This is a genomic window from Methylobacterium adhaesivum (assembly GCF_022179065.1).
Lineage (GTDB): Bacteria > Pseudomonadota > Alphaproteobacteria > Rhizobiales > Beijerinckiaceae > Methylobacterium > Methylobacterium adhaesivum.
Genome location: NZ_BPQD01000014.1, coordinates 180,338 through 206,849 on the forward strand (window position 1 = coordinate 180,338; position 26,512 = coordinate 206,849).

Sequence of the window (26,512 nt, forward strand, 5' to 3'; positions counted from 1 at the left end):
CGGCCCCCGGAGCGATAGGCGCTTCACCGCCCAGGCGACACGTTAAGCCTCGGCGCCGCTTGCCCGTTCGACTTCGCGGGCGACTTCGGTCGCTCGTCCCACATGACGTAGCCGGGCGGTGGGTCGTACTCGTGCGGGCGCAGGACGGCGGCCTGCCCCTCGACGGAGACCAACCCGGGAAACAGCGCCCGCTCGATGTGGTCCCGGTTGAGCGCGATCTTGTGCGCCGTGTGCGAGAGGATGTGCTGTGAGTGCGTCCGGCCCGGAGGGCTCACGCTGACGAGCCTCTTTCCCGGGAAACGCCTGGCGAAGAGCTGGGCGGTCGCAGCCTGGTCCGTATCTGCGGTCAGCAGGTAGGCGGTATCCATGACGTCGTGGACCGCATCGTCGTAGACGCTCAAGGCCAGGTTGATGTCCGTCGCCTTCTCGGTCGGCTTCTGCCAGGTGGAGCCGCAGTCCCTGCACCTGGCGTCCTCACGGCTGAAGTGTCCGAGGATGGTCTCGACGCCGACCAGTTTCAGGGCCTTGACCAGGCGTTCGTGGCGGACCTTCTTGCTGTGGTCCCCGGGGTAGTAGGCCGTGCAGAACACGACGCGGACGAGCGTCTCGGTCTGGCGCGGCAGGATGGTTTCCCCCAACTTCCAGAAGTTGCACCACTTCAGGAACGGTTCTCCTAAGTCATTGACGGAGTGGTATAAATTGAAACCATCGATATAGAGTGCGGCCCGGATCTTGGATTTTTCGGCTTGACTATCCGACCCCATGCACTCATATCCGATCCGTCAACGCTGAACGGTGCGCCGCCAGCAACCCATGGGCTCCGGCCCGTGTGAAGCCCACAGGTTCCAACCTGTGGGCTTCTTTGTTCCCGATATCTTTCTATGGTTCCTTCGCCTCGCATGGAACCTGTTTTTATCCGGCGGGTGACCGCTCAGGCGGACCAGGTTCCGAGGCTGGAACGGTCATGATAGTCGGTGCCGTCGCCATCCCGCTCCATGCGGCGGGAAGCTCCGGGGTGCCCCCCCCGCTGCAGTCTCGCTTACGGCCCCCTCGGTCCTGACATCGTCCCCCTTGACCTTCCCACCATGGGAAGCCCCATATCGGCGTGACGTCACTCCAAAGAGGGGAACCGTCATGATCCGGCTCAAGGTCACTCGAATGAACTGCGGCGGCTGCGCCAGGTCCGTCACGCGTGCGGTCCTGGGCGTCGACCCGAATGCCACCGTCGACATCGACCTGGGCGGCGGCATCGTCTCCATCGCGTCGGCCTCGGATGCGACGCGGTTCGCCGACGCGGTCCGTTCCGCGGGCTATGGCGCCGAGCCGCTGAGTACCGCGGCTTGAACGAGGGGTAAGTGGAAACAATATCGGCGCTCGGCCATTTGTGTCCCGGGGCGAGTATTCCTCGGCCCATCGAAACGGTGTAAGCAATCCCGATGAGACCCGACCGGCAACTCGTGCGCCTGATGGCGGCGATGATCGTGATGATCATCGCCTACGTCGCGCCGTCTGCCGTCCAGGCTCACGAAGGCCATCATCACGGTGGCCATGACCATGCCGCCATGACGCGGGCGCCCAAGGCGTCCGTCGCGCCGCTGGCGGCCCCCGCACCGCGCGACATCGGTCGGTCGGCGGCTGCCGTCGATGCAACGCCCGTGCTGCTCAAGGCCGCGGTTCCCGCCCGGGTCGCCGTCCTCCAGTCCGAGGACGCGGGTCGGGGTTGCTGCCCCGGTCCCTGCAAGGGCGCATGCTGCGGGACGATGTCCTGCTGCGTTCCTGGCATCGTCTCGGCTCCGATGACAATGCCGACGCTCGCCTTCGGGCATGTCGTCCTGGTCACGCACGACGTCGACGGCCGCTCCGGCCTCGGCCCCGAGGCCCTGCCCAGGCCCCCACGAACTCTCGCGTAACGAACGGCGCGCCAAGGGCGCGCAACGGTCGGATTCCGTCCGCAAGCCGCGGATGTGCGTCCGGTGTTCGAACGCGAGGATGCCTCTTCCATGTCTTTTCGTATTGCCGCCGCCCTTGGCGCGGCGTGGCTGGCCGTCGCTTCGCTGGCGGGTCCCGCACGTGCCCATGAGGGGCACGACCACGGCGCACCGCCCCCGCCCGTCTCGAAGTCCCTCGCCCCGCGCGGCGAGGCCGCGTCGGACGCGTTCGAGCTGACCGCCATCCCACGGGACGGGAAGGTCACGTTCTACCTCGACCGCTTCCGGACCAACGAACCCGTCCGCGGCGCAGTCCTGGAGGTGGAGACGCCCGAGGGGCAGAGGACCGCCACCGAGACCGCCGAGGCGGCCTACGTGCTTCCCGCGCCCTGGCTCGCGCAGGCGGGATCGCACGACCTCCTGGTGACCGTCACCGCCGGGGAGGCGGTCGACGTCCTCACCGTCCCGCTGTCCATCCCGCAGACCCAGGCGCCCGTCGCCGCCCCGGCCGCAGCGCCGGCCGGCACCGCCATGGCCAAGGCGTCCGCCGCCGTCGCCGACCTGAAGGCCCGCCTCGCGGCCAAGGACCCCGTCCTGATGCTGACCGCGGCGGCCGCCTTCCTCCTCGGCATGCTGCTCACCGTGCTCATGCGGGGCCGGCGCAGCCTTCCCGCCGTGGCCGTCATGGCGGTCTTCGTGACCCTGGCGCTCGGGACCGTGGCCTTCGCCCATGGCGACGAGGACCACGGCACCCCGTCCAAGGGCGACCCGGTTCAAGGCGCGGCCCTGCTCGACCCCGCGCAGCCGTCGTCCGACCTTGCCCAGCGCCTGCCCGACGGCTCCGTGTTCGTGCCCAAGCCGACCCAGCGCCTCCTGGTCCTGCGCACCACCATGACGGAGCAGGCGACGTTCCACCGGACGGTCGAACTGCCGGGACGCGTGATCCCGGACCCGAACGCCAGCGGCGTCGTGCAATCCTCGGTCGGCGGCCGGCTCTCGCCGCCGTCCTCAGGCCTGTTCCCGCGCCTCGGGACGACGGTGAGGAAGGGCGACGTGCTGGCCTACGTGACGCCCCCGGTCCAGGCCATCGACGTCTCGGACATGCGCCAGCGCCAGGGCGAGCTCGACCAGCAGATCGACGTCGTCGAGCGCCGCGTGGAGCGCTATCGCAAGCTCGCGACCACCGGCGCCGTCGCCCAGACGCAGCTCGACGACGCCCTCTCCGAGCTGAAGGGCCTGCAGGACCGCCGCACGGCCCTCGACAAGGCACGACAGCAGCCGGAAGCCCTGGTCGCGCCCGTCGACGGCGTGATCGCGCAGGCCTCCGCGGTGGCGGGCCAGATGGCGGCGGCCGGCGCCATGGTGTTCCAGATCGTCGACCCGACCCGTCTCTGGGTCGAGGCCCTGAGCTTCGACGCCCTCACGCCGGCTGGGAACGCCACGGCCCGCTTCGCCGACGGGCGCACCCTATCCCTCGTCTACCAGGGCGCCGGCCTCGCCGACCGCAACCAGGCCATCCCGGTCCAGTTCGCGATCAAGGGCAACACCGCCGGCCTGCGGGTCGGGCAGTTCCTCACGGTGCTCGCCGGCACGGACGCCGAGCAGTCCGGCCTCGCCCTGCCGCGTGCGGCGGTGGTCCGCTCCGGCAACGGGCAGGCCATCGTCTACGAGCACGTCGCCGCCGAGCGCTTCGAGGCCCGCCAGGTCCGGGTCGAGCCCCTCGACGGGACCAACGTGCTCGTCGCCGAGGGGGTGGGCGCGGGCAAGCGCGTCGTCACCGAGGGCGCCGAGCTCCTCGATCAGGTCCGCTGAGGAGGCACGCCCATGTTCAATTTCCTCGTCACGCAGTCACTGCGCAACCGCCTGCTCGTCCTCGCGGTCGCCGCCGTCCTGATCCTGTACGGCGCCTTCACCGCCACCAAGCTGCCGGTGGACGTGTTTCCCGACCTCAACAAGCCCACGGTCACCATCATGACCGAGGCCGAGGGGCTCGCGCCGCCCGAGGTCGAGCAACTCGTCACCTACCCCATCGAGACCCGGATGAACGGCCTGCCCGGCGTCAGCCGGGTGCGCTCGGTCTCCGGCGTCGGGCTCTCCATCGTCTATGTCGAGTTCGACTGGGGCACCGACATCTACCGGAATCGGCAGCAGATCGCCGAGCGCCTGACCCTGGTCCGCGACCAGCTCCCGCCGAACGTCACGCCCCAGATGGGGCCGATCTCGTCCATCATGGGCCAGATCCTGCTGGTGGCGGTGACGGGCGACAACGCCACCCCGATGGAGGTGCGCGAGGCCGCCGACTTCATCCTGCGGCCTCGCCTGCTCACCATCCCGGGCGTCGCCCAGGTCATTCCCATCGGCGGCGAGGTGCGCCAGTTCCGGGTAAGCCCGAACGTGGCGGCCATGCGGGCGCTCGGCGTCACCAACGCCCAGCTTGAGGCGTCCTTGACCCAGTTCGGCACCAATGCGGGCGGCGGCTTCACCGACCAGTACGCCCGCGAGTACCTCATCCGGAACATCGGCCGGACCATGAGCCTCGACGACCTGCGCAGCGTCGTCGTCGCCAACGTCGCGGACGCGCCTGTCTACCTGCGCCAGGTGGCGGAAGTCTCCTTCGCCCCGAGGGTGAAGCGCGGCGACGGCGGCTACATGGGCAAGCCCGGCGTCATCGTCTCCGTCGAGAAGCAGCCCGACGTCGACACGGTCAAGCTGACGCGCGAGATCGAGTCCGCCCTGAAGGAGATCACCGCAACCCTGCCGAACGGCATCAAGGCCGACCAGATCCTGTTCCGTCAGGCGAACTTCATCGAGACATCCATCGCCAACGTCGAGCGCGTGCTCGTCGAGGCCATCGTGGTCGTGGCCATCGTGCTGTTCGCGTTCCTCCTGAACGTGCGCACCACGGCCATCTCGCTGACCGCCATCCCGGTCTCGATCCTGGCGACCGCGGTGGCTTTCCACCTCGCCGGCCTGTCGATTAACACCATGACCCTGGGCGGGCTCGCCATCGCCATCGGCGAGCTCGTCGACGACGCCGTGGTCGACGTCGAGAACATCTTTCGAAGGCTCGGCGAGAACCGGGCGGCCGGCTCGCCGCGCTCGACCTTCGAGGTGGTGGTTGCCGCCTCCTCGGAGGTGCGCTCCGGCATCGTCTACGCGACGATGATCATCGTCCTCGTGTTCGTGCCCCTGTTCGCCCTGTCGGGCATCGAGGGCCGGCTGTTCGCCCCCCTGGGGCAGGCGTACATCATCTCAATCCTGGCGAGCCTGCTGGTGTCGGTGACGCTGACGCCGGTGCTGGCCTACTACCTGCTGCCGGGCCTCAAGAGCCTGGCCGAGCACGACAGCGCCCTGCTGCGCTGGCTCAAGCGGGGCAACGCCCGACTGCTCGGGGTCGCCTTCAGGCACCAGCGCCTGCTCGTCGCCATGGTGGCATTGTCCGTCGTGGCCGCCGGCATCGCCGCCTGGAACCTGCCGCGCGCCTTCCTCCCGCCCTTCAACGAGGGCTCGTTCACCGTCAACACGACCTTCAACCCGGGGATCTCGCTTTCCGAGAGCAACCGCGTCGGCCTCATCGCCGAGAAGCTGCTCCTGGACATTCCGGAGGTCGCCTCGGTGGGTCGCCGCACCGGCCGGGCCGAGCTCGACGAGCATGCCGAGGGCGTCCACTCCTCCGAGATCGAGGTCGAGCTCAAGGGCGGCGGCCGGCCGAAGGACGCGGTCGTGGCGGACATCCGGCAGCGCCTGTCCCGGCTGCCGCTCTCGGTGAACGTCGGCCAGCCGATCTCGCACCGCCTCGACCACATGCTGTCCGGCGTCCGGGCCGAGCTTGCCCTGAAGATCTTCGGCGAGGACCTCGATGCGCTTCGCAGCGTGGCCAACGACCTGCGCGACCGCATGGCAAAAATCCCGGGCCTGGCCGACCTGCAGGTGGAGAAGCAGGTCCGCATCCCGCAGCTGGAGATCCGGGTCGACTACACCCGGGCCGCCCTCTACGGGGTCCAGCCCTCGGCCGTGGTCGAGCAGCTCAGCCGGCTGTCCAACGGGCGCGTCGTTTCGACGGTGGCCGATGGCTACAAGCGCTTCGACGTGCTCTTGCGCCTGCCCGAGCGCCAGCGCACGACCCAGGGGCTCAAGGACCTCCTGATCGAGACGCCGTCCGGCTGGGTGCCGGCGCGCCAGGTCGCCGACATCCGCGAGACGGACGGCCCCAACCAGATCCTGCGCGAGAACAGCCGGCGCCGTCTCGTCGTCCAGGCCAACACCAACGGGCAAAGCGACATGGCCACCATCGTGGCGGCCATTCGCGAGCAGGTGGCGGACGCGAAGTTCCCGCCGGGCTTCTTCGCCAGCCTGGAGGGGACCTTCCAGGCGCAGGAGGAGGCGAGCCGGACCATCGCGGCCCTGTCGACCCTGTCCCTCGCCCTGGTCTTCGCCATCCTCTACAGCCGCTACCGCTCGGCCGTGCTGGCGCTGATCATCATGGGCAACGTGCCGCTCGCCCTCATCGGCAGCGTGATCGCGCTGTGGCTGGTGGGCCAGCCGCTCTCGGTGGCGTCGATGATCGGGTTCATCACGCTGACCGGCATCAGCGCCCGCAACGGCATCCTGAAGATCAGCCACTACCTGAACCTGTCGCTGCACGAGGGCATGCCGTTCGGGCGCGACCTCGTGGTGCGCGGCAGCCTGGAGCGCCTGACGCCGGTGCTGATGACCGCCCTGTCGGCCGGCGTCGCCCTGGTGCCGCTGCTCTACGACGCCGCGAACCCGGGCAAGGAGATCCTGCACCCGGTCGCGGTGACCATCTTTGGCGGCCTGATCAGCGCGACCCTGCTCGACACGGTCCTGACGCCCGTCCTGTTCCTGCGGTTCGGCAAGGCCCCGCTGGAGCGCCTGCGCGCCACGCAGGCCGAGACACCCGATGCACCGCGTCCGGACGGCGCCAAGCCGCGTCCGGTCGAGGCGTTCTGAGCCCCCACCCAAAAAGGAGAAACCCGATGATTCCCTGGAGAATGGCCCTGATGGCGGGCGTGCTGCTCGCCCTGCCGGTCCACGCGCACGAGGTGTCCGGCCAGCACGGCGGCCGGGTGACGGACGCCGGCAAGTACCACGTCGAGCTCGTCGCCAAGGGCGAGACCGTCGACGTGTTCGTCTCGGACGGAAGCCAGAAGCCGGTGCCGGCGACCGGCTTCAAGGGCACCGCCATCCTTGTCGTCGGCGGCAAGCCGGCTCGGGTGCCCCTCGAACCGGCCGACGGCAACCGCCTCTCGGGCAAGGCGTCCGTGGTGCTCGGCGATAGCCCGAAGGGCGCCGTCCAGCTCACCGCCCCGGACGGCGCGACGACGAGCGGCAAGTTCAACTGACCAACGGCCCTCCGGCCCCGGACGCGGGCCGGAGGGGACCGACCGATCCCGTGCAGGGATGCAGGAGGACCGCCGAAGGCTGTCCCTCCTGTTCGAGCCACCGGCCGGAAAACGCTTTGCCGGCCTGTCCAACACGACGAACCAAGGAGACCGAAGCCATGAAGACCATGACCGCCGCCGCCCTGCTGATCGCCCTCTCGGCGGCCACCCCGGCCCTCGCCGACGACCAGGGCAATGCCAACGCCGAGCAGCAGACCCAGCCGACGCCGAACCGTGGTGGCACCTCGGGTGGGCCGGCCCACGACGCGCGCCCCGGCGAGACGGGTTCGACGGGGTCGGGTGAACGCATGGACCACGCCCATCCCGATGGATCGGCCTCCAAGCCTTCCCGGAACCGCTGATCGGCCGCGCGGACCGGGAACCCTCATGCGTCCGTCCAGGGCGCAGGGCTCCCACTGCCCCACCACCAAGTTACGTCACGTAGGAATGGAAACGACCATGAAGACCATCGGCACGATTGCACTGGCCGCGCTGCTCGGCCTCGGAACGGCTGGGCCGAGCCTCGCCCAGTCGACCCATTCCCACGGCGGGCACGAGATGCCCGGCGACCCGAAGGCGTCGCATGACGAAGACATGATGAAGATGATCAACGACATGAAGCCGGACCCGAAGGACCCGGCCTCGACCAAGGACTTCAAGGCCGCCGACATGGCGATGATGCACGACATGCACGTGCCCTACACCGGCAACCCGGACGTGGATTTCCGCACCCACATGATCCCGCACCACAAGGGCGCGGTGGCCATGGCCAAGGTGGCCCTGAAGCACGCCAAGGACCCCGAGACCAAGGCGATGGCCCAGAAGATCATCGACGACCAGGAGAAGGAGATCGGCGAGATGGAAGGCTGGTTGAAGAAGAACGCGAAATAGGCCGTTCACCCGAGGGGCTGGAGGCCGGCACGGATCCGGCCTCCAGTCCCTCGATGATCGGGCAGTGGGGTCGTCCGTCCCCGTCGCAGGCGTCGGCCAGACCACGAAGGACGTCCGCCATTTCCTGAAGGTGGCGGGCCTTCTCTTCGAGTTCCTCGATGTGGGTCAAAGCGAGGGCCTTCACCTCGGCGCTGCTGCGTGTGGGATCGCCCCACAATCCCAGAAGGACCCGGATGCGTTCCAACGGGAAGCCGAGGTCCCGAGCCCGGCGGACGAAGCTGAGCCGGTGCACGTCCTCCGGGTCGTAGTCGCGGTAGCCGCTGTCCCGGCGGTCGGCCTGGGGCACCAAGCCGATGCTCTCGTAATGGCGGATCATCTTGGCTGAGACCCCCGATGCGTCCGCCGCCTGCCCGATGTTCATGACGATCCCCATGGTTGACCTTCCCATGATGGGAAGGCGCACACCGATAGGCAACATCGACGAACGGGAACACGATCATGATCCACGGCACCGCAGCGAACGACCATGCAGACCCCCACGGTGCCCATGCCGGGCATGACCACGCGCATGGCCATCAGGTCGAGCCGCCCGCCGGCGCCGGGACAGTCAAGGATCCCGTCTGTGGGATGACGGTCGACCCTCACAGGGCGAAGCATCGGGCCGAGCATGCCGGGCACCCGTACTACTTCTGCTCGACAGGCTGCCGAACGAAGTTCGAGGCCGATCCGGTTCGGTACATCGACCCGGCCCAAGCCGCCGCGAAGTCCGATCCCGTACCCGAAGGCACGATCTACACCTGCCCGATGCATCCGGAGGTGCGCCAGGTGGGCCCCGGCGCCTGCCCGATCTGCGGCATGGGGTTGGAGCCGGCCATGGTCGGCGCGGACGCTGGCCCGAGCGAGGAGCTCGTCGACATGACGCGCCGGTTCCGGGTCGGGCTCGTCCTGACGCTTCCGGTCTTCGTGCTGGAGATGGGCGGCCATCTTTTCGGCCTGACCGAGCGGCTCGGCCAGCAGGCCTCGAACTGGATACAGTTCGCGCTCGCGACGCCGGTCGTGCTCTGGGCCGGCTGGCCCTTCTTCGTGCGGGCCCTGCACTCCGTGCGCTCGCGCAACCTCAACATGTTCACCCTCGTCGCCCTCGGGACCGGGGTGGCCTGGGCTTACAGCGTCGTCGCCACCGTCGCTCCCGGCCTGTTCCCCGAGGCGCTGCGCGGTCACGGCGGGGCGGTGCCGGCCTACTTCGAGGCGGCGGCCGTCATCACCGTGCTGGTGCTCCTCGGCCAGGTCCTGGAACTGCGGGCGCGCGAGAGCACCGGCGGCGCCCTCAGGGCGCTCCTCGACCTGGCGCCGAAGACCGCCCGGCGCCTTCATCCGGACGGTACCGACGACGAGGTTCGCCTGGAGGACATCCGCGTCGGCGACCGCCTGCGGGTGCGCCCGGGCGAGAAGGTACCGGTCGACGGAACCGTGAGCGAGGGTCGAAGCTCGGTCGACGAGAGCCTCGTGACCGGGGAGGCGATGCCGGTCACGAAGGAGGCCGGCGCCGCTGTCATCGGCGGCAGCCTCAACCAGTCCGGCTCGCTCGTCGTCGAGGCGACCAAGGTCGGAAGGGACACCATGCTGGCCCGCATCGTCCAGATGGTGGCCGAGGCGCAGCGCAGCCGGGCCCCCATCCAGCGCCTCGCGGACCGGGTGGCGGGCTGGTTCGTGCCCGCCGTCATCGGCGTGGCGCTGCTGGCCTTCGTCGCCTGGATGGCGTTCGGCCCCGAGCCGCGCTTCACCTTCGCCCTCCTGGCCGCCGTGGCCGTCCTCATCATCGCCTGCCCCTGCGCGCTCGGGCTCGCCACCCCGATGTCCATCATGGTCGGCGTCGGCCGGGGCGCCGGGGCCGGGGTGCTCGTGAAGAACGCCGAGGCGCTGGAGCGGATGGAGCGGGTCACCACCCTCGTGGTCGACAAGACCGGCACCTTGACCGAGGGCAAGCCCACGGTCACCCGGATCGTGCCCGCGGCGGGATTCGACGAGGCGGAGGTCCTGCGGCTTTCGGCTAGCGTGGAGCGCGCAAGCGAACACCCCTTGGCGGTCGCGGTCGTGGCGGCCGCCGAGAAGCGGGGGCTGGCCCTCGCCCCGGTCACCGACTTCGACAGCCCGACCGGCAAGGGCGCGCTTGGCACCATCGAGGGGCGGCGTGTGGCGCTCGGCAACGCGACCTTCCTGCGCGAGCAGGGCGTGGACGTCTCCGCCTACGCGACGGAGGCCGACGACCAGAGGCGGGACGGGGCGACGGCGATCTTCGCCGGCGTCGACGGACGCATCGCCGGCGTCCTCGCCATCGCCGATCCGGTCAAGGCGACGACCGCGGAAGCCCTGGCCGCGCTCCGGGCCGAGGGCATCCGTGTCGTCATGCTCACGGGCGACAACCGGACCACCGCCGAGGCGGTGGCGCGCCGGCTCGGCATCGAGGAGGTCGAGGCGGAGGTGCTGCCCGACCAAAAGGCCGCCGTGGTCGCGCGGCACAAGGCGGCGGGTCAGGTGGTGGCGATGGCGGGCGATGGCGTAAACGATGCCCCGGCGCTTGCCGCGGCGGACGTCGGCATCGCCATGGGGACCGGGACCGACGTGGCCATCGAGAGTGCCGGGCTCACGCTGCTCAAGGGCGACCTCATGGGCATCGTGCGGGCACGGCGCCTGTCGCGGGCGGTGATGGGCAACATCCGCCAGAACCTGTTCTTCGCCTTCATCTACAACGCCGCGGGCGTACCGGTGGCGGCCGGAGTGCTCTACCCGTTCCTCGGCATCCTGTTGTCGCCGGTCATCGCGGCCGCGGCGATGGCGCTCTCCTCGGTCAGCGTCATCGGGAACGCCCTGCGGCTGCGTGCTGTGCGGCTGTAGGGATTCTCGTGGCGGTGGATTGCCGCGAAAGGTAAGGGACACCGAAGTGAGGCTGAGGATCATCGAGCGGCCCAAGACTCCGTGGGAGCGCCGGACCGATGCCTGACCGTCGTGGCCCAGTGGGGGATTGGTTCTCGGGTAAGTCCCAAGGAGGCTATGCACTGTCATGCGCCGCTTCCCTCCCGCCCGCATCGTCTGCCTGACCGAGGAAACGGTCGAGACCCTGTACCTGCTCGGCGAGCAGGACCGCATCGTCGGCGTATCCGGCTATGCCGTCCGGCCGCCGCAGGTCCGCCGCGAGAAGCCGCGGGTCTCGGCCTTCGCCAGCGCGGATATCCCGAAGGTTCTCGCCCTCGACCCCGACCTGGTTCTGACTTTCTCCGACTTGCAGGCCGGCATCGTCGCCGATTTGGTTCGGGCTGGCGTCGCCGTGCATGCCTTCAATCATCGCGACGTCGCTGGCATCCTCGCCATGATCCGCACCGTCGGGGCGCTCGTCGACGCCCGCGACAAGGCGGAGGCGTTGGTCCACGGCTACGAGGCCAGACTCGCGAGCGTGGCGGAGCAGGCCAGGGAACGGCCGCGTCCCCGGGTGTACTTCGAGGAATGGGACGAGCCACTCATCTCCGGCATCGGCTGGGTCTCCGAGCTCGTGGGCATCGCCGGCGGCGACGACGTGTTCCCGGACCTTGCCCGACAGGCGGCCGCCAAGGACCGCATCGTGACGGCCGAGGCGGTGCTGGCGGCCTCGCCCGAGGTCATCCTGGCGTCCTGGTGCGGGAAGAAGGTCGTGCCCTCCCGCATCGCCGGGCGCCCGGGCTGGTCGGCCATCCCCGCCGTTGCGCAGGGGCGCATCATCGAGATCAAGTCGCCCCTGATCCTGCAGCCCGGACCGGCGGCGCTGACGGACGGCCTGGACGCGATCCTGCAGGCACTGGACCACCCGCTCCTGGATGTCAGCCCTTCGCCGCCGTCACCGGGCGCAGGGCTTGCCGCCGCCACGCCCTGGCGTCTCACCGACGGGCACCGCGCGCAGCTTCTCAAGGTCCCGGACGAGGGCTGGATCGAGGCCACTCGCCTGGATGCGCGCTCGCTGGAGGTGCTGGTCCGGCGGGGGTGGATACGAAGGGTGCATTCGGACCCGCTTGGACGCACGCGCCACGACGGCTACCGGAGGACGGAAGTGGCGAGGGTCGCGTTGAACGGTACGACGAGGCCCTCCTGAAAGGCGCCCAACCTTCAAGCTGAGGGGCGTCGGAAACGAGGAGGGGCCCCGAAGGACCCCTCGCGGTCACATGCGGTGGTGGCGATGGCCGTGGCCGTGACGCATCATGTGCCCACGGTGATGATGGTGGCGCATCATGTGACCGCGCATGTGACGGTGGCCCCGCATTCCGTGACGGCCGCGCTGACCCTGCGTGTCGTCCATGCGGACGTCGACGATATTGGTGGAGGCATCGACGGCCCCGACCAGGCCGGGGGCGGCCGCTGCCGGTGCGGCAATGCCGAGGGCGCCGAGCGCGGCCAGGGCTGCGACGGCGAATAGTGACTTCCTCATGGGTGCTTCCTCGTTGATTGTCGTTGGCCCGTTCCGGCACCGTTCCGATGCCGGGATCGGGTTGGTCTCGGGGAGCGACGAAGAACGGCCCCCCTCTAAGGAGGGTTCCGTGAGTGCGCAGCCTGCCCCTCGCCGTGGATAACGAAGGCTTGTCCCGCAGACGTACTCGCATGGGGCGTCCAATGGCAGGGCGCCAACGTCGACGGAAGGATTCGCCACACGTCTGCGACCGTGTTACCTATTGGGTAACGGAGTGCGGAGCATTAACTTGCGGGTAACGGATTGGTGCGATGCAGATCCGTTTCCGGGTTAAGCGGCTGAACAAGGACCTGTCGGACCCGAGGCAGATGGCCAAGGCCTACGGGGACAGGGCGAAACAGATACGGAGGCGGCTGGACATCCTCGGGCAGGCGGCCTGCCTCGCGGACGTCCCGACGGGGCCCCCCGACCACCGGCATCAACTCGGCGGTAACCGGAACGGCCAACTCTCGGTCACGATCAAGGACAACTGGCGTATCGTCTTCGTGCCCGACCACGACCCGGTGCCATGCCGGCCTGACGGCGGGCTCGACACCGGGCAGGTCACGGCGGTCGAGATCATCGAAATCGTCGACTACCACGGCAACTGAACGGCGGAGACCACGGGGATGACGACGCAGGAAGCCTGGACCCCGCAGTGGGCGACCCATCCCGGCGAACACCTCGATGAGTACATCCAGGAGCGCGGCTGGTCCCAGGCGGAGTTCGCCCGCATCGCCGACATGACGCCCAAGCTCGTGAGCACGATCATCAACGGCTCGAACCCGGTCACCCCCGAGACCGCGCTCAAGCTGGAGCATGTGCTCGGCCTCAAGGCCTACATCTGGACCGGCCTCCAGGCGAACTGGGACCTGTTCCAGGCCCGTCAAAGAGAGCAGGAGGCGGCTGGGCGAGAGGCCGAGTGGCTGAAGGGGTTCCCCGTCCGGGAGCTGAAGACCTGCGGACGCCTTCCCCAGACCAGTGACCCCGGGAGGATCATGGACGGGTTGCTCGGCCTCCTCGGGATCGGGAGCCCTCATGCCTATGAGGCGAAGCTTGGGTCACTGGCCGTGCACCACCGCAAGGCGCGGACGGGCACGAGCTCGCCGCACCACATGCTTTGTTGGCTGATGCTGGGCGAGGAGCAGGCGCGCCGGCTCAGCCTGCCGGCCTACGATCCCCGGCGGTTCGTGCAGGGATGCGCCGAGATCCGTTCGCTCACCGTGCACCGCGCCGAGACCTTCGAGCCGCGCCTCAGGGAGATCTGCCACGCGTCCGGCGTCGCGCTGGTGTTCCAGAAGCCCCTGAGCAAAACGTGTGTCTTCGGCTCGGCGCGGTGGCTGAACGACGAGCGTCCCCTGATCCAGATGTCGCTTCGCATGAAGACCAACGACCATTTCTGGTGGACCTTCTTCCACGAGGCGGCGCACATCACCCTGCATCGCGGGAAGAACTTCGTCGATGACCACAACGGCGAGGGCGACGACGTCGAGGCCGAGGCGGATGCCTGGGCCGAGGAGATGCTGGTCGGACGCGAGCGGATCGCCGCCTTCGCCACCACGTGCCCCAGGGCCAAGCAGGAGGTCGTGGCATTCGCCGACGAGGTCGGGCTTCATCCGGGCATCGTGCTCGGGATGCTGCAGCATCGTCGCGTCGTTCCCTTCAGCCACATGAACGACCTCAAGGCGCGCCTGGGATGGGCGGACGAGGTCGCCGCGGCCTGACGAACGCGGGGCATCAGCGAGGCCCCTCGGTCATGTCGTCGCCTGTCCCCGACCGTTGCATCACTTCCGCCCGTCCCCAGCCGCGGCGAAGGTCCCAAGCAGGCGCCGACGTTCCGCCTCCGTCACGCCGGTCCCCGGAAGCTTGGGTGCCGCCGTGCTCCGCACTGGCTCACGCTTTCCGACGGTGGCGCCCGGCCCCTGAGCGGGCATCGCGACTTCGCGCGGCCCTGCCGCCAGGGCTTCGGGGCGGCTCACCTCGCCAAGACCGTATCCGGCCGCCGTCATGGTCTCGCGGAATGCCCGGTGCTGACCGCCGTCCTCGTACACCAGGCGGACGGCCGGCGTTCCGTTCGCCACCAGGGCAGCGACCTGCCGCTCGTCGTCCGCCTGCTTCCGTGCGACCGCGTCGGCGGTGGAGCCGTCGCCGCTCGCATCGAAGACGTAGCGCCCGCCCGATACCTCGACGACCGGTTCGGCCTTCGTGACCTCGAACCGGTCGGCGCCTTCCTTGATGTTCTTCCAGAAGGCCATGTTCGGGTCCGCCCGATGTCGGGCCAGGTTCTCCGGGGTCATGCGGAACGGGTAAGACTGGAACTGGACGGCACGCTGCCCGCCGGCGAACGCCTCGCGAACCACGGCATAGAGCTCCGAGATCGCCTCGTCCGTCATCGCGAAGCAGCCCTGGGACGAGCAGGAGCCGTGGACCATCAGATGCGTACCGGTGCGTCCCAGGGAGCGGTCGTACGCGTTCGGGTAGCCGAGGTTAAACGAGAGGTAGAGGCTGGAATTCGGGTTCATGGACTCCGGCGTGATCGCGTAGAAGCCCTCGGGGGCCTGGCGGTCGCCCTCCCGGGTCTTGGGTCCGAGCTGGCCGGACCAACGGCACATCGGATACATCTTCAGCAAGGCGTACCTGCCGTCCGCTCGGCGCTTCCAGAGCTCGATCTCGGACTCCTTCTTGTAGGCCCGCATCAGGATCGGGTCGGCGGGAGACGCTCCCTCGGCCGACATCAAGGCCAGGGTCGCCGGCGGGATGGGCGCGAGGTGACGTGTCGAGCCTGCGTACCGTCCGTCCTGGCAGGCGGACAGCGCCAGCAGGAGCGCCAACCCAAGCATGATCTTCTTCAGCATGTCGGCCTCGACGGTATCGGTGTCCGAGCCTGGGCCCGGGAGGGGCATGACGGGTTGCCGTGGCCACGGTTCGGCGGGATCGAGGCCATCATGAGGTCAATCCCCCGGCATCTGAATGCCGCCGGCGCGCTCGGAAGCCGTCGACGAGCAGCAGGACGACGCCCAGGGAGATCCAGGCATCCGCCAGGTTGAAGGTGAACCAGCGCATGCCGCCCGTGTGCAGGTCGAGGTAGTCGGTGACGGCCCCGTCCACGAACCGGTCGATGAGATTTCCCGCGGCGCCGCCGGCCATCGAGGCGAGCCCGAGGCGTTCGAGCCCGCTTCCTGCCGCCACCGCCCAGACGGCAATGAGGCAGGTGAGCGTGCCCTGGATGCCGAGGAGAAGGGTCAAGGACGATGGATCGCGTGCCGGGAATAGGCTGAAGCTGATGCCGTGGTTGAACGACAAGGTCAGGTCGACGAAGGGCAGGAAGCCCTGGACACTACCCTCGTCGAGCCAGGCCTCGGCGGCCGCCTTAGCAACGAGGTCGATGACCGCGGCGGTCACCAGGACCGCCCCTACCATCGCGACCCTGCGGGCCCGTCCGTGCGGTCGGGACCCCATCATGCCCTCAGGAGGCGGAGCGCGTTGGCCGTCACCAGGACGGTCGCGCCGGTATCCGCCAGGATGGCCGGCCAAAGCCCAGTGACGCCCGCAAGCGTGGTCACGAGGAACACCGCCTTCAGACCGAGCGAAATGGCCACGTTCTGGTGAATGTTGCCTAGCGTCGCCCGGGAGAGAGCCACGAGCGCCGCCACGTCGGCCACCCGGTCGTTGAGGACAGCGGCATCGGCCGTCTCCAGCGCCGCGTCGGTGCCGCCGCCCATGGCGATGCCGACGTTGGCTGCGGCAAGCGCGGGGGCGTCGTTGATGCCGTCGCCGACCATGGCGACGGTACCCATCTCCTTTAAAGCCCCCACCTCCGCAAGCTTGTCCGCGGGCAGGAGATCGGCCCGGACGGAAAGCCCGAGGCCCCTGGCGATGGCTTCGCCGGTGCGGCGGTTGTCGCCCGTCAGCATCACGCACTCAACGCCGAGGCGGCGCAGGGACGCGATGCCGACGGCCGCGTCCTGACGAGGCTCGTCGCGGACCGCGATGGCGCCGAGGGCCTCGCCGTCCCGGACCACGATGACGGCGGTCTTGCCCGCCTCCTCCAGGGCCTGCACCGTCGCTTCCACTTCCGGCGAGAGACTGGCCAGCGTCGCGGCGTGGCGTGGGGATGCCACCGCGATTGTGCGTCCGGCGACAGTTGCCTGGACCGCCTTGCCGGGTACCGCGCGAGCGTCGCGGACGGGCCGAAGGGGGATGCCGTCCGCCTCCGCGCGTTCGAGGAGCGCACGGGCGATGGGGTGGCTCGAACCCGCCTCGACCGCCGCCGCCAGCCCGAGCAGGGAGCGATCCGTCATGCCCGTGACGAACGGCAACACGTCCGTAACGAGCGGACGCCCGACCGTCAGCGTCCCGGTCTTGTCGAAGGCGACTGTGCGCACCCGTCCGATGGTCTCCAAGGCCGCGCCGCCCTTCACCAGGAGTCCGCGACGCGCCCCGGCTGCCAGCCCGGAGGCGATGGCTGCGGGGGTCGAGAGCACCAGGGCGCAGGGGCAGGCGATGAGAAGCAGCGCTAGCCCGCGATAGATCCAGGTGCCCCAGTCGGCTCCAAGCAGCAGCGGTGGACCGAGCGCCGCCAGGGCGGCGATGGCAAAGGCGACCGGGGTGTATACGGCGCTGAAGCGATCGATGAACCGGGCGGTTGGCGACTTCGACGCCTGCGCCTCCTCGACCATGTGGAGGATGCGGGCGACGGTGTTGTCGGACGGCATCCGGGTGACCCTGACCTGCAGGGCACCGTCCGCGTTGACGCTGCCGGCGTAGACCGCGTCGCCGACCTCCTTCGGCCGGGGCACGGATTCACCCGTGATGGGGGACTCGTCGAGGCTCGATGAGCCGTCCGTGACCTCGCCGTCGGCGGGGACCCGGTCGCCGGGACGGACCAGCACGGTCTGGCCGATCAGCAAGGCGGCGGCCGGTACCTCGCGCACGACGCCGTCCTCCTCGATGAGGCGCGCCGTCTTCGGCACCAGTCCAACCAGCGCCTTGATGCCGGCCCGGGACCGGCCAGCCGCGAAGCCTTCGAGCATCTCGCCGACGGTGAAGAGGAGGACCACGACAGCGGCTTCCTCCGCGGCATGGATGGCCAGAGCCCCGACGGTCGCGACCGACATCAGCATCTCGATGGAGAACGGCGAGCCGTTGCGCGCCGCGGCGATGGCCCGGCGTCCGTAGAAGGCGAGCCCAAGGAGCGCGCCGGGCCAGTAGGCGTACTCGCCGACCAACTCCGGACGGACCCGGTCGATCAGGAAGCCCAAGGCGAACAGGATTGCGATGGCCAGGGCGAGCAGCCCCTTGCGACTTCGCCAGACCGGCGGCTCCGCCTTCTCGTCCTCAATGGCGGGGATCTCGGCCCCGGTCGCGTGCGCGCGTGCAAGGTCCGCGGCCGTGGGTAGAGTGGCGACGCCGTAACCAAGCCCGGTGATCCTCTCCTCCAGGACCGCCCGGGGCGTGGCGGCCTCGTTGAGGGTGAGGTCGAGGACCTGGGCCGTGTAGTTCACGCGTACGTCCCCGACGCCCGGCAGCCGGGTCACGGCCGTCTCGATCTTGGACGCGCAGCTTGGGCAATCCATGCCCTTCACGCGGTAGCGCAGGGCGGCGGCTGTGGGGATATCCTCGATGGTTCCTGTCCCAGGCATGGCACGCTCCGTCGGCCCGGGCGTCGCGCCAGGCGGTGGGACGACCTATATGCACCCTGTAGCAACTACAGGGTCAAGGCCGTGGCGAACGCATCCCCCATGACCATCGGCGACCTCGCTGCGGCGACCGATACAAGCGTCGAGACGGTTCGCTGGTACGAGAAGGTCAAGCTCCTGCCGGCCCCGGCCCGGTCGGCGGGCAACTACCGTCTTTACGGTCGTGAGCACCTACGCCGCCTGAGCTTCATCCGGCGTGGGCGGGATCTGGGCTTCACGGTCGATCAGATCCGGGAGCTGCTAGCCCTCGCCGATGACAGAGACCGATCCTGCGCCGAGGTCGACACCATCGCCCGCTCTCATCTCGCCCAGGTCGAGCGCAAGCTCTCCGACCTGACCCGGCTCGCCCAGGAACTGCGCGACGTCATCGGTCAGTGCGGGTGTGGCTCGGTCGCCGACTGTCGCATCATCGAAGCCTTGTCCCCCCATGGCGAGCCGTCCTGAGGATGGGTCGGCGCCATCGGCATCAGGTGGAAGTGCGTCTTCCCGCCGATGTTGCAGAGGCAGTAGAGCAGATAGACGCAGGCCGGGATTGCGATGAGGGCCAGTCCGAAAGTCCGGCTGGCCGCCCGCCGGACATGGGGCCTGACGCGGCGTCGGCGACGTGCGCCCCCGCCCCAGTCGGGGATGGTTCGGGCGACCTTCTTGCTCATCCCGTCCCTCCTACTCGGCGGCGCGGAGATGTGGTTGGACCGCCATGGGCCGATCCTTCCTTTCGGGGGCGACCACACCGGCGAACCTGGCATAGAGGGCCGGCAGGACGACGAGGGTCAGCAGGGTCGCCGAGATAAGGCCGCCGATGACCACGGTCGCCAGGGGACGCTGGATCTCGGCACCGGTTTCGGTCGCCAAAGCCATCGGCACGAACCCGAGGGACGCCACCAGGGCGGTCATCGCCACCGGACGTAGCCGGGTCATGGCGCCCTCCATGATGGCCTCGCGCCGCGGACGACCCTCGGCGATGAGTTGCTTGACGTACGTCAGCATCACCAGGCCGTTAAGCACCGCCACCCCGGACAGGGCGATGAACCCGACGGCAGCTGGCACGGAGAACGGCATCCCGCGCAGCCACAGGGCCGCGATGCCGCCGGTCAGCGCCAGGGGCACGGCGCTGAACACCAGCAGGGCGTCGCGGGCCGAGTTCAGGGCCGAGAACAGCAGCAGGAAGATCAGGAAGAAGCATACGGGAACGACCACCATCAGGCGTTGTCGGGCGGAAGCAAGGTTTTCGAACTGCCCGCCCCAGGTCACGTAATACCCGGTGGGTAGCGATATATCGGACGCGACCTTGGCCTGTGCCTCGGCGACGAGCGAGCCGATATCGCGACCGCGCACGTTGGCGGTGACCACGACCCGACGCCGCCCGTTCTCCCGCGAGATTTGGTTCGGGCCCTCCGTCACCGAGAAGCTCGCCACCTGCTTCAGGAGAACGGACGCGGTGCGCCCGTTCGGCCCGGGAGGCAACGGGACCGGGATGTTCTCCAGGGCCTCGCGGTCCTCGCGCACCTTGTCGTTCAGGCGCACGACGATGGGGAAGCGCCGGTCGCCCTCGAAGACGGCGCCGGACTCGCGGCCGCCGATGGCCGCCCCGATGACCTCCTGGATGGCCGAGGTGCTCAAACCGAGGCGCGCGGCTTCCCGCTTGTTGATCTTGATGTCCAGGAACGGCAGTCCTGCCGTCTGCTCGACCTTCACGTCATCGGCACCCTCGACACCTCGCAGGATCGCGGCGACCTGGTTCGCGGCCGCGGTCATCGGGCCAAGCTCGTCCCCGAAGACCTTCACGGCGAGGTCGCCTCGCGTACCGGCCAGGAGTTCGTTGAAACGAAGCTGGATCGGCTGGGAGAACTCGTAGACGTTGCCTGCAAGCCCCCCCAATTCCTTCTCGATCTCCTCCTGCAGCTCGGCCTTCGGCAGGCCAGGGTCTGGCCATTCGGCTTGCGGCTTGAGGACGACGAAGGTGTCCGACGAGCTCGGCGGCATCGGGTCCGAGGCCACCTCCGCGGTGCCGGTCTTGGAGAAGACGTAGGCGACCTGGGGGAATCGTCCGATGGCTTGCTCGATCTTCAACTGCATCGCCTGGGACTGGCTCAGCGAGGTCGAGGGGATGCGCTGGGCGTTGAGCGCGATGCTCTTCTCGTCGAGCTGCGGGATGAACTCCTGGCCCAGCCCCTTGAACAGGAACCCGGCGCCCACGAGCAGGACGAGCGCGACCGCAACGAACAGCATGGGCACGCGCAGGGCGGCCCCGAGGACCGGGCGATAGGCGGCCTTGATCGCACGGACGAAGAGGTTGTCGGTCTCGGTGACCTTGCCGGTGATGACGATGGCGATCATCGCCGGTACGAAGGTCAGCGACAGGACGAAGGCCGCGATCAGGGCGATGATGACGGTGAGCGCCATCGGCTCGAACATCTTGCCCTCGACCCCTGTGAAGGTCAGGAGCGGCACGTAGACGAGGATGATGATGGCCTGCCCGTACAAGGACGGCTTGATCATTTCCTCTGCCGAGGCCCGGACGGTGGCGAGGCGCTCATCCAGGTCGAGCTTGCGCCCGAGTTGGGCCTGCCTCTCGGCCACGTGCCTCAGGGCGTTCTCCGCGATAATGACGGCGCCGTCGACGATGAGGCCGAAGTCGAGGGCGCCGAGGCTCATCAGGTTGGCGCTGATGCGGGCCTGGACCATGCCGGTCATGGTCATCAGCATCGCCACCGGAATGACCAGGGCCGTGACGATGGCCGCGCGGATGTTGCCGAGCAGCAGGAACAGTACGACGATGACGAGGGCGGCGCCCTCGGCCAGGTTCTTCGCCACCGTCCGGATGGTGGCCTCGACGAGGACGGTGCGGTTAAGGACTGTCCGGACCTCGACGCCGGGCGGTAGCGTGCGCCGTATCTCGCCCATGCGGGCGTTGACGGCGGCGGCCACGGTACGGCTGTTCTCGCCGATGAGCATCAGGGCGGTGCCGATGACGACCTCCTGCCCGTCCTCGCTGCCCGAACCGGTTCGTAGGTCGCGTCCGATGCGGACCTCGGCGATGTCGGAGATGCGCACGGGCACGCCGCCGCGCGTGGTCACGACGACCGAACCGATGTCCTCCATGCTCTCAAGGCACCCCGCGGCGCGTACGACGTAGCCCTCGCCGTTGTCTTCCAGGTAGCGCGCGCCCTGGTTGGCGTTGTTGGCCTCCAGCGCCCGGCCGATGTCGGCGAAGGACAGGTCGAGGGCCGTCAGTCGCATCGGGTCCGGCTGGACGTGGTACTGCTTCTCGAAGCCGCCGATGCCGTCGACGCCGGCCACGCCCGGGACGGTCCTCACCTGGGGACGGATGATCCAGTCCTGGACCGTTCGAAGGTAGGCCGTGCGTTCGAGCTCCGTTGAGAGCCTCTGGCCCTCGGGGGTCAGGTAGCTCCCGTCGGATTGCCAACCGGGCTTGCCCACGCGGGCGAGCTTGCGCTCCCCGGGCTTCGCGTAATGCACCGACCACATGTAGATCTCGCCGAGGCCCGTGGAGATTGGCCCCATGCGCGGCTCGGTCCCGGACGGCATCGCGGCCTCGGCCTCCCGCAGGCGCTCGCTAACCTGCTGGCGAGCGAAATAGACGTCGGTCGCCTCCGAGAAGACGGCGGTGACCTGGGAGAACCCGTTCCGGGAGAGCGAGCGGGTGTATTCCAGGCCCTTGATGCCCGCGAGCGAGGTCTCGATGGCGAACGTGACCTGCCGCTCGATGTCCGAGGGGCTCAGGGACGGCGCCGTCGTGTTGATCTGAACTTGGTTGTTGGTGATGTCGGGAACGGCGTCGATGGGCAGTTTGGTCAGCGAGAACGCGCCGAAACCGGCCGCCAGGAGCGACAGGAGCACCACGAGGTAACGCTGCCGGACGGAGAAGTTGAGTACGGAGGAGATCATGACCGTTTCTTCCGCTCAGTCGTCGTCGCCGGCTTCGGCCTTGCCGAGCTCGGCCTTGAGGACGAAGGAGTTGGCCACCGCCACCTCGTCGCCGGGCTCCAGCCCGGACAGGATCTCGTAGGCGTCGTCGTCCGCCTTCCCGATGGTCACCTCCCGCTTCGAGAAGCCCTCCTCGGTCCGGACGAACACGACCTTCTCAGCCCCAATGGTCTGGATGGCTGACTTCGGCAGGCGAACCTCGACCTTGTCCTGTGCGATCTCGATCTCGGTCGTGACGAAGGTGCCCGGGCGCCAGGCCATGTCCTTGTTGGGCAGGGCGACGATGACCCGGGCCGAGCGCGTCTCGGGGTTGAGGATCGGGCTGACGAAGACGACCTTGCCCTCGGGGCGTGGGGTCTCCTCGCCCCCGACGATGGTCACCCTGGCTCCCTCGCGGACCTTCGATAGCTCGGTGGTGGGAACGGAAATCTCGATCCACAGCGAGGAGAGGTCGGCGACCGTGTAGACGTCGGCAGGGTCGCCCTCGCTGCCCACCTTCGTGCCGACGTCGACCTTGCGTTCCACGATCCGACCAGCGAGGGGCGAGCGCAGTTCGTAACGGCGCAGGGTCGAAAGGTTCGGGGTGGTCTCGTCCTTCTTGGCCGCGGCGGCGACCTCGGTCGCATTCAGCCCCAAGGCCGACAGCTTCTGGCGGGAGAGGTCGATGCGCAGGGTTGCCTCGGAGTAGGCGGCCCTCGCGTTCAGGAACGCCGATTCCGCCGAGATCCGTTTGTCCCAGAGAGCCTTCTGGCGGTCGAAGTTGGTCTTCTCCAAGTCCGCCTTGACCGTCGCGGTGAGGAAGTCGCTTTTTGCCTCGGCGACCTCGCGGCTGTCGAGGACGGCGACGACCTCGCCCTTGGCGACGTCCTCGCCGAGGCGCTTGCGCATCTCCGCCACGGTGCCGGCGACCCGCGCAGGCACGCGGGCGATGCGGTCGGCGTCCTGGGCGATGGTGCCGGGCACGAGAAGGTGACGCGAGAGGACGCCGCCCTCGACCTTGGCCAGCTTGATGTCCTGCCGCTCGGCCTGCTCGGCGGTCATCCTGATCTTGCCCTCGCCCTCCTCGTCGTGGCCGTGCGCCCCGCCCTCGGCGTGTTTGTGGCCTCCGAGCTCGGGATTGCCTTCGTCGTCCGAATGCTTCCGCTCGCCGGCAGGCTTGGGCTCGCCGGCAGGCTTGGGCTCGCCCTTGGCGTGCTCTTGGTCGTCGTCATCATCCGCCTTGGAGGCCGGTGGCCTGGTCAAAGCCACATGGGTCGCCGGCGTCTTGCCCGCGGTCGAGAGGCCGGCTGCGGCCAGCGCCCCCTGCACGGTCTCGGACACGCGGGGGAAAGCACCGCCGATGGCGATGCCGAGGGCCAGGAAGGCCACGGACAGGAATGCACGCATGGGAAGGAGGGCCGTTCACCTGGGACCCGGACGCCGCGTCGGGCGATCTGGTAGGTCCGTTGCTTGTCACGCTTGGTCTGCAGACCGGCCTCCGCTGGGAGGGCCGGCCGGGCACGCGCCACGGGCGTGGCGGTCCCGCCTCAGGCGCGAGGGGGCCTTGGAAGCCTGCCGGACGAAATGGAGGCGAGGGCCACGTCCACAGTGGCGTAGGATGGACGCCCGGTCGCGGCGGACGGGAGCCAGGCAGAACCTTCCGAGGTAACCGCGAGGTGGCAGCCGCAGGTGGCGTGGCAGGCTGGGCAGCCGTCGGGCTGGCCCGACGTTGCCTGTGCCGTGTAGGCCGACAGCGAGGCTTCCGTGCCGGGAAGCCGCTGGGCCTCGGCGGACGGGACGGCTCCGGGGACGACGAGCGCCAGGACCAGGACGAACGACAGCGCGCGGACGGCGGTCACCCACCAGCCGCGCATCGCCTCGTAGGCCCTGATCGGGGATACCGCGCTCATGGCCGCCTTATGAACCATTCCGGGCCACCCGTACATGCCGGATGGCCCGCGAAAGGGGGCAAGCCTCAATAGTCGTGATGGTGGTGGTGGTGGTGACGACGCTCGTAGTAGACCGGCCGCTCCTCGTAGTGGCGGCGATGGCGATGCACGACGATGTCGTCATGGTCTCCGTGGTGGTAGCGGTCGACATGGACGTCGCGGCCGCGCCTGTCGAAGTCGCCGCCGTAATACTGGGCGGACGCCGCGGCGGGGGCGAGGATCAGGGTCGCGGCGAGTAGGGCTGGAACGCGGGCTCGCATGGCTCTTTCCTCTGCAGGTGATGGCACCAGGATGTCACCGGAGACTTGAATGAGGCCTGAAGTCGCCGTTCACCCATTCGGCGGACGGGACTGGAAAGCCCGGGCATCCAGGGTCGGCACGGACGCCGAGCCTCCAGGCGCGGTCACTTGCCGACCGTGCCCTCGTCATCCTCCCACTGGGCCCTGACATCGGCGGCCGTGGCCGTGAGGTGAACGCGCTCGTCGACATGGTCGACCCAGGCCAAGGGTAGCAGGTGGTGCCGACCATGGGCGGCTGGGTCCGTCCGCGTCAGCTTGATGAGCTGGTCGCCCTCCATGTGGTCGACCGTTCCGACATGGAGCCCGTCTGCGGACAGGACTTCCATATGCTCCGCGATATCCGTCGGCTTGACCATGCCTGCTCTCCTCGGTGAACGAGGACCTGCAAACGGTCCTCCACGCCGATGGTTCGGCATTCATCCGGGCGGTTCGGATGGTTTCAGACAACTCCGGGGAGGTACGTTCGCGGCAACTGCTCGATGGAGCCAGAACACAGCTTAACGGTCATGTTTGAATCTGCAACGGCGGCCCGTGGCCTTTTTTGCCACGATGGGAGATTTAAGCCTCGGGCCAATATCACTTTTTTCTCGATCACGAAGAGCACGCTGACGGTTTGAATGCGCAAACTTTTTTGGTTTAGAGAAGCCGCCGGCGACGTCACCGACGACGTCTACCGTCAGGCGATCACGGCGGCCGGCATGGGCTGCATGGCCGCCCTCGACGCGGAGAAGTTCATCGCGGCCCTCGACGTCGGCGAAAGCCCACAGCAAGCTGCGGCCGAGTAGCGTTTTCTTCCGCCCGCCGCTTGCGCCGGACGGCAACACAATCGCAAGATCGAAGTCCTAACGTGAGCGCTGACGGCATGGGTCGTCGGCGCTTCTCGCATGGGCCGTCGACACCGCGACACCGTGGTCGCGCGTCCCATGCCCGGCGTGGCGGATTCCTGGCCGACGATGGCCGCGCGGGATCCGTTCGGGGTGCGTACGGGAGTGGACGCCTTGGACTGGGACAAGATCCGTATCTTCCTCAACGTCGCGGAGGCGGGAAGCTTCACGCGAGCCGGTGACGATATCGGCCTGAGCCAATCGGCCGTCAGCCGGCAGATCAGCGCCCTCGAACGCGAGCTGAAGGCACCCCTGTTCCACCGCCATGCCCGGGGCCTCATCCTGACGGAGCAGGGCGATCTCCTGTTCCGGGCGGCGCGCGACATGAAGCAGCGCCTGGAGAACACCCGCGCCCGCCTCGTGGAGACGAGCGAGCGCCCGTCCGGCGATCTCAAGGTGACGACGACGGTGGGGCTGGGCACCTCGTGGCTCGCCCAGCGCGTGGCCGAATTCCTCGATCTCTACCCGGACGTGCGGGTGGAGATGATCCTCACCAACGAGGAACTCGATCTCGCCATGCGCGAGGCCGACGTCGCCATCCGCATGCGCCGCCCGGCACAGCCGGATCTCATCCAGCGCCGGCTGTTCACGGTGCATTACCACGCCTACGCGTCGGCCGATTACGTCAAGCGCTTCGGCGAGCCCAAAAGCATCGCCGACCTCGACAACCATCGCCTGATCTCGTTCGGTGGCAACGAACCATCCTACCTGCTCGCCACCCACTGGCTCGCCACCGTGGGACGCGAGGGTCAGGAGCGTCGGCCGATCCACTTCACCGTCAACAACATCTCCGCCCTGCAGCAGGCCATGGAGACGAGTGCGGGCATCGGCATCCTGCCGGACTACGCCGTGGAGAGCGGCACCGGCCTCGTGCAGGTGATGCGCGACAGCGAGATGCCGCACATGGAGAGCTATCTCGTCTATGCCGAGGAGATGCGGACAGTGGCCCGCGTCCAGGCGTTCCGGGATTTCCTCGTCGCCAAGGCGCAGCGCTGGACCTACTGATACGGTTTATGCCTCATCAGTTTGGTGATGTGGTGACTCGCGGGTCCCCTCTCCTGG

General features: G+C 68.8%; 23 protein-coding genes and 2 pseudogenes. 14 read left to right on the forward strand and 11 right to left on the reverse strand.

Annotated elements, in window-relative coordinates; translation table 11 throughout:
- Window positions 1-23: 23 nt before the first annotated feature.
- Window positions 24-764 carry an NYN domain-containing protein gene (locus MFF01_RS12365; protein ID WP_238225731.1) on the reverse strand — a complete coding sequence of 247 codons (741 nt, stop codon included), beginning with the start codon at window positions 762-764 and terminating at the stop codon, window positions 24-26.
- Between the two features lie 370 nt (window positions 765-1,134).
- On the opposite strand from MFF01_RS12365, the gene MFF01_RS12370 reads away from it, so the two are divergent.
- The 7 genes from MFF01_RS12370 (at window position 1,135) to copM (ending at window position 8,221) form a co-directional block, all read left to right on the forward strand.
- Window positions 1,135-1,344 carry a heavy-metal-associated domain-containing protein gene (locus MFF01_RS12370; protein WP_056378801.1) on the forward strand — a complete coding sequence of 70 codons (210 nt, stop codon included), beginning with the start codon at window positions 1,135-1,137 and terminating at the stop codon, window positions 1,342-1,344.
- 92 nt (window positions 1,345-1,436) lie between these two features.
- Window positions 1,437-1,910, forward strand: coding sequence for a hypothetical protein (locus MFF01_RS12375; RefSeq protein WP_056378799.1), 474 nt, complete (start codon window positions 1,437-1,439; stop codon window positions 1,908-1,910).
- A 90-nt stretch (window positions 1,911-2,000) separates the two neighbouring features.
- Window positions 2,001-3,740: an efflux RND transporter periplasmic adaptor subunit gene (locus tag MFF01_RS12380; RefSeq protein WP_056378962.1), complete on the forward strand. Its 1,740-nt coding sequence runs from the start codon at window positions 2,001-2,003 to the stop codon at window positions 3,738-3,740.
- A gap of 12 nt (window positions 3,741-3,752) precedes the next feature.
- The gene (locus tag MFF01_RS12385) at window positions 3,753-6,899 is read left to right on the forward strand and encodes an efflux RND transporter permease subunit (RefSeq protein ID WP_056378797.1); all 3,147 of its coding nucleotides are present in this window, start codon (window positions 3,753-3,755) and stop codon (window positions 6,897-6,899) included.
- A gap of 26 nt (window positions 6,900-6,925) precedes the next feature.
- A complete protein-coding gene (locus MFF01_RS12390) occupies window positions 6,926-7,291 on the forward strand; it encodes a hypothetical protein (protein WP_056378795.1) in 366 nt (121 codons plus the stop codon).
- 158 nt (window positions 7,292-7,449) lie between these two features.
- Window positions 7,450-7,692: a hypothetical protein gene (locus MFF01_RS12395; protein WP_056355088.1), complete on the forward strand. Its 243-nt coding sequence runs from the start codon at window positions 7,450-7,452 to the stop codon at window positions 7,690-7,692.
- A gap of 97 nt (window positions 7,693-7,789) precedes the next feature.
- Complete coding sequence (gene copM / locus MFF01_RS12400; RefSeq protein WP_056355092.1) at window positions 7,790-8,221, forward strand: CopM family metallochaperone; 432 nt, start codon at window positions 7,790-7,792, stop codon at window positions 8,219-8,221.
- Here the strand turns inward: copM and cueR are convergent.
- Window positions 8,157-8,642 (reverse strand): Cu(I)-responsive transcriptional regulator, encoded by a 486-nt coding sequence (gene cueR, locus MFF01_RS12405; RefSeq protein ID WP_238225753.1) that lies wholly within the window; start codon window positions 8,640-8,642, stop codon window positions 8,157-8,159. The two genes, copM and cueR, sit on opposite strands and share 65 nt — an antisense overlap.
- A gap of 77 nt (window positions 8,643-8,719) precedes the next feature.
- Between cueR and MFF01_RS12410 the strand changes: the two genes are divergently transcribed.
- Window positions 8,720-11,116: a heavy metal translocating P-type ATPase gene (locus MFF01_RS12410; protein ID WP_283207184.1), complete on the forward strand. Its 2,397-nt coding sequence runs from the start codon at window positions 8,720-8,722 to the stop codon at window positions 11,114-11,116.
- Window positions 11,117-11,282: 166 nt separating this feature from the next.
- A pseudogene (locus MFF01_RS12415) lies at window positions 11,283-12,053 on the forward strand (cobalamin-binding protein); the annotation flags it as partial.
- A 354-nt stretch (window positions 12,054-12,407) separates the two neighbouring features.
- Here MFF01_RS12415 and MFF01_RS12420 read toward each other — a convergent pair.
- On the reverse strand, window positions 12,408-12,674 hold the full coding sequence (locus MFF01_RS12420) for a hypothetical protein (protein WP_156389530.1): 267 nt from the start codon (window positions 12,672-12,674) through the stop codon (window positions 12,408-12,410).
- Window positions 12,675-12,964: 290 nt separating this feature from the next.
- Here MFF01_RS12420 and MFF01_RS12425 point away from each other — a divergent pair, with 290 nt between their 5' ends.
- Entirely contained in the window at window positions 12,965-13,303 is a 339-nt protein-coding gene (locus MFF01_RS12425; protein WP_056378782.1) for a type II toxin-antitoxin system RelE/ParE family toxin, read from the forward strand.
- 18 nt (window positions 13,304-13,321) lie between these two features.
- Window positions 13,322-14,416: a HigA family addiction module antitoxin gene (locus tag MFF01_RS12430; RefSeq protein WP_056378780.1), complete on the forward strand. Its 1,095-nt coding sequence runs from the start codon at window positions 13,322-13,324 to the stop codon at window positions 14,414-14,416.
- Between the two features lie 60 nt (window positions 14,417-14,476).
- Here MFF01_RS12430 and MFF01_RS12435 read toward each other — a convergent pair whose 3' ends face one another.
- From MFF01_RS12435 to MFF01_RS12445, 3 genes are read right to left on the reverse strand one after another with little or no spacing between them, the layout of a single operon-like run.
- Complete coding sequence (locus MFF01_RS12435) at window positions 14,477-15,595, reverse strand: L,D-transpeptidase family protein (RefSeq protein WP_373319742.1); 1,119 nt, start codon at window positions 15,593-15,595, stop codon at window positions 14,477-14,479.
- A 40-nt stretch (window positions 15,596-15,635) separates the two neighbouring features.
- Window positions 15,636-16,151 carry a signal peptidase II gene (gene lspA / locus MFF01_RS12440; protein ID WP_373319744.1) on the reverse strand — a complete coding sequence of 172 codons (516 nt, stop codon included), beginning with the start codon at window positions 16,149-16,151 and terminating at the stop codon, window positions 15,636-15,638.
- On the reverse strand, window positions 16,151-18,334 hold the full coding sequence (locus MFF01_RS12445) for a heavy metal translocating P-type ATPase (RefSeq protein ID WP_238225737.1): 2,184 nt from the start codon (window positions 18,332-18,334) through the stop codon (window positions 16,151-16,153). The genes lspA and MFF01_RS12445 overlap by 1 nt, the downstream gene beginning before the upstream one ends.
- Before the next feature lie 99 nt (window positions 18,335-18,433).
- Here MFF01_RS12445 and MFF01_RS12450 point away from each other — a divergent pair, with 99 nt between their 5' ends.
- Window positions 18,434-18,835, forward strand: coding sequence for a MerR family transcriptional regulator (locus MFF01_RS12450; RefSeq protein WP_056378774.1), 402 nt, complete (start codon window positions 18,434-18,436; stop codon window positions 18,833-18,835).
- Window positions 18,836-19,054: 219 nt separating this feature from the next.
- On the opposite strand, the gene MFF01_RS12455 is transcribed toward MFF01_RS12450, so the two are convergent.
- The 5 genes from MFF01_RS12455 to MFF01_RS12475 all read right to left on the reverse strand — a co-directional run bounded on the left by MFF01_RS12455 (window position 19,055) and on the right by MFF01_RS12475 (window position 24,922).
- Window positions 19,055-22,300 (reverse strand): efflux RND transporter permease subunit, encoded by a 3,246-nt coding sequence (locus tag MFF01_RS12455; protein WP_238225738.1) that lies wholly within the window; start codon window positions 22,298-22,300, stop codon window positions 19,055-19,057.
- A 15-nt stretch (window positions 22,301-22,315) separates the two neighbouring features.
- Entirely contained in the window at window positions 22,316-23,725 is a 1,410-nt protein-coding gene (locus MFF01_RS12460; protein ID WP_238225739.1) for an efflux RND transporter periplasmic adaptor subunit, read from the reverse strand.
- Window positions 23,726-23,865: 140 nt separating this feature from the next.
- Window positions 23,866-24,228 (reverse strand): hypothetical protein, encoded by a 363-nt coding sequence (locus MFF01_RS12465; protein WP_238225741.1) that lies wholly within the window; start codon window positions 24,226-24,228, stop codon window positions 23,866-23,868.
- A gap of 65 nt (window positions 24,229-24,293) precedes the next feature.
- A complete protein-coding gene (locus MFF01_RS12470; protein WP_082513829.1) occupies window positions 24,294-24,527 on the reverse strand; it encodes a hypothetical protein in 234 nt (77 codons plus the stop codon).
- A gap of 143 nt (window positions 24,528-24,670) precedes the next feature.
- Window positions 24,671-24,922 carry a DUF2171 domain-containing protein gene (locus MFF01_RS12475; protein WP_056378768.1) on the reverse strand — a complete coding sequence of 84 codons (252 nt, stop codon included), beginning with the start codon at window positions 24,920-24,922 and terminating at the stop codon, window positions 24,671-24,673.
- A gap of 288 nt (window positions 24,923-25,210) precedes the next feature.
- Here MFF01_RS12475 and MFF01_RS12480 point away from each other — a divergent pair.
- Window positions 25,211-25,351 (forward strand): annotated as a pseudogene (locus tag MFF01_RS12480) (thioredoxin-disulfide reductase); the annotation flags it as partial.
- 213 nt (window positions 25,352-25,564) lie between these two features.
- On the forward strand, window positions 25,565-26,455 hold the full coding sequence (locus MFF01_RS12485) for a LysR family transcriptional regulator (RefSeq protein ID WP_238225756.1): 891 nt from the start codon (window positions 25,565-25,567) through the stop codon (window positions 26,453-26,455).
- The last annotated feature ends 57 nt before the right edge of the window (window positions 26,456-26,512 follow it).

What these genes read in the sequence shown, in the direction of transcription:
- MFF01_RS12365 (WP_238225731.1), bottom strand. Translation starts at nt 764, where the DNA reads ATGGGGTCGGATAGTCAAGCCGAAAAATCCAAGATCCGGGCCGCACTC.
- MFF01_RS12370 (WP_056378801.1), top strand. Translation starts at nt 1,135, where the DNA reads ATGATCCGGCTCAAGGTCACTCGAATGAACTGCGGCGGCTGCGCCAGG.
- MFF01_RS12375 (WP_056378799.1), top strand. Translation starts at nt 1,437, where the DNA reads ATGAGACCCGACCGGCAACTCGTGCGCCTGATGGCGGCGATGATCGTG.
- MFF01_RS12380 (WP_056378962.1), top strand. Translation starts at nt 2,001, where the DNA reads ATGTCTTTTCGTATTGCCGCCGCCCTTGGCGCGGCGTGGCTGGCCGTC.
- MFF01_RS12385 (WP_056378797.1), top strand. Translation starts at nt 3,753, where the DNA reads ATGTTCAATTTCCTCGTCACGCAGTCACTGCGCAACCGCCTGCTCGTC.
- MFF01_RS12390 (WP_056378795.1), top strand. Translation starts at nt 6,926, where the DNA reads ATGATTCCCTGGAGAATGGCCCTGATGGCGGGCGTGCTGCTCGCCCTG.
- MFF01_RS12395 (WP_056355088.1), top strand. Translation starts at nt 7,450, where the DNA reads ATGAAGACCATGACCGCCGCCGCCCTGCTGATCGCCCTCTCGGCGGCC.
- copM (WP_056355092.1), top strand. Translation starts at nt 7,790, where the DNA reads ATGAAGACCATCGGCACGATTGCACTGGCCGCGCTGCTCGGCCTCGGA.
- cueR (WP_238225753.1), bottom strand. Translation starts at nt 8,642, where the DNA reads ATGAACATCGGGCAGGCGGCGGACGCATCGGGGGTCTCAGCCAAGATG.
- MFF01_RS12410 (WP_283207184.1), top strand. Translation starts at nt 8,720, where the DNA reads ATGATCCACGGCACCGCAGCGAACGACCATGCAGACCCCCACGGTGCC.
- MFF01_RS12420 (WP_156389530.1), bottom strand. Translation starts at nt 12,674, where the DNA reads ATGAGGAAGTCACTATTCGCCGTCGCAGCCCTGGCCGCGCTCGGCGCC.
- MFF01_RS12425 (WP_056378782.1), top strand. Translation starts at nt 12,965, where the DNA reads ATGCAGATCCGTTTCCGGGTTAAGCGGCTGAACAAGGACCTGTCGGAC.
- MFF01_RS12430 (WP_056378780.1), top strand. Translation starts at nt 13,322, where the DNA reads ATGACGACGCAGGAAGCCTGGACCCCGCAGTGGGCGACCCATCCCGGC.
- MFF01_RS12435 (WP_373319742.1), bottom strand. Translation starts at nt 15,595, where the DNA reads ATGCCCCTCCCGGGCCCAGGCTCGGACACCGATACCGTCGAGGCCGAC.
- lspA (WP_373319744.1), bottom strand. Translation starts at nt 16,151, where the DNA reads ATGGGGTCCCGACCGCACGGACGGGCCCGCAGGGTCGCGATGGTAGGG.
- MFF01_RS12445 (WP_238225737.1), bottom strand. Translation starts at nt 18,334, where the DNA reads ATGCCTGGGACAGGAACCATCGAGGATATCCCCACAGCCGCCGCCCTG.
- MFF01_RS12450 (WP_056378774.1), top strand. Translation starts at nt 18,434, where the DNA reads ATGACCATCGGCGACCTCGCTGCGGCGACCGATACAAGCGTCGAGACG.
- MFF01_RS12455 (WP_238225738.1), bottom strand. Translation starts at nt 22,300, where the DNA reads ATGATCTCCTCCGTACTCAACTTCTCCGTCCGGCAGCGTTACCTCGTG.
- MFF01_RS12460 (WP_238225739.1), bottom strand. Translation starts at nt 23,725, where the DNA reads ATGCGTGCATTCCTGTCCGTGGCCTTCCTGGCCCTCGGCATCGCCATC.
- MFF01_RS12465 (WP_238225741.1), bottom strand. Translation starts at nt 24,228, where the DNA reads ATGAGCGCGGTATCCCCGATCAGGGCCTACGAGGCGATGCGCGGCTGG.
- MFF01_RS12470 (WP_082513829.1), bottom strand. Translation starts at nt 24,527, where the DNA reads ATGCGAGCCCGCGTTCCAGCCCTACTCGCCGCGACCCTGATCCTCGCC.
- MFF01_RS12475 (WP_056378768.1), bottom strand. Translation starts at nt 24,922, where the DNA reads ATGGTCAAGCCGACGGATATCGCGGAGCATATGGAAGTCCTGTCCGCA.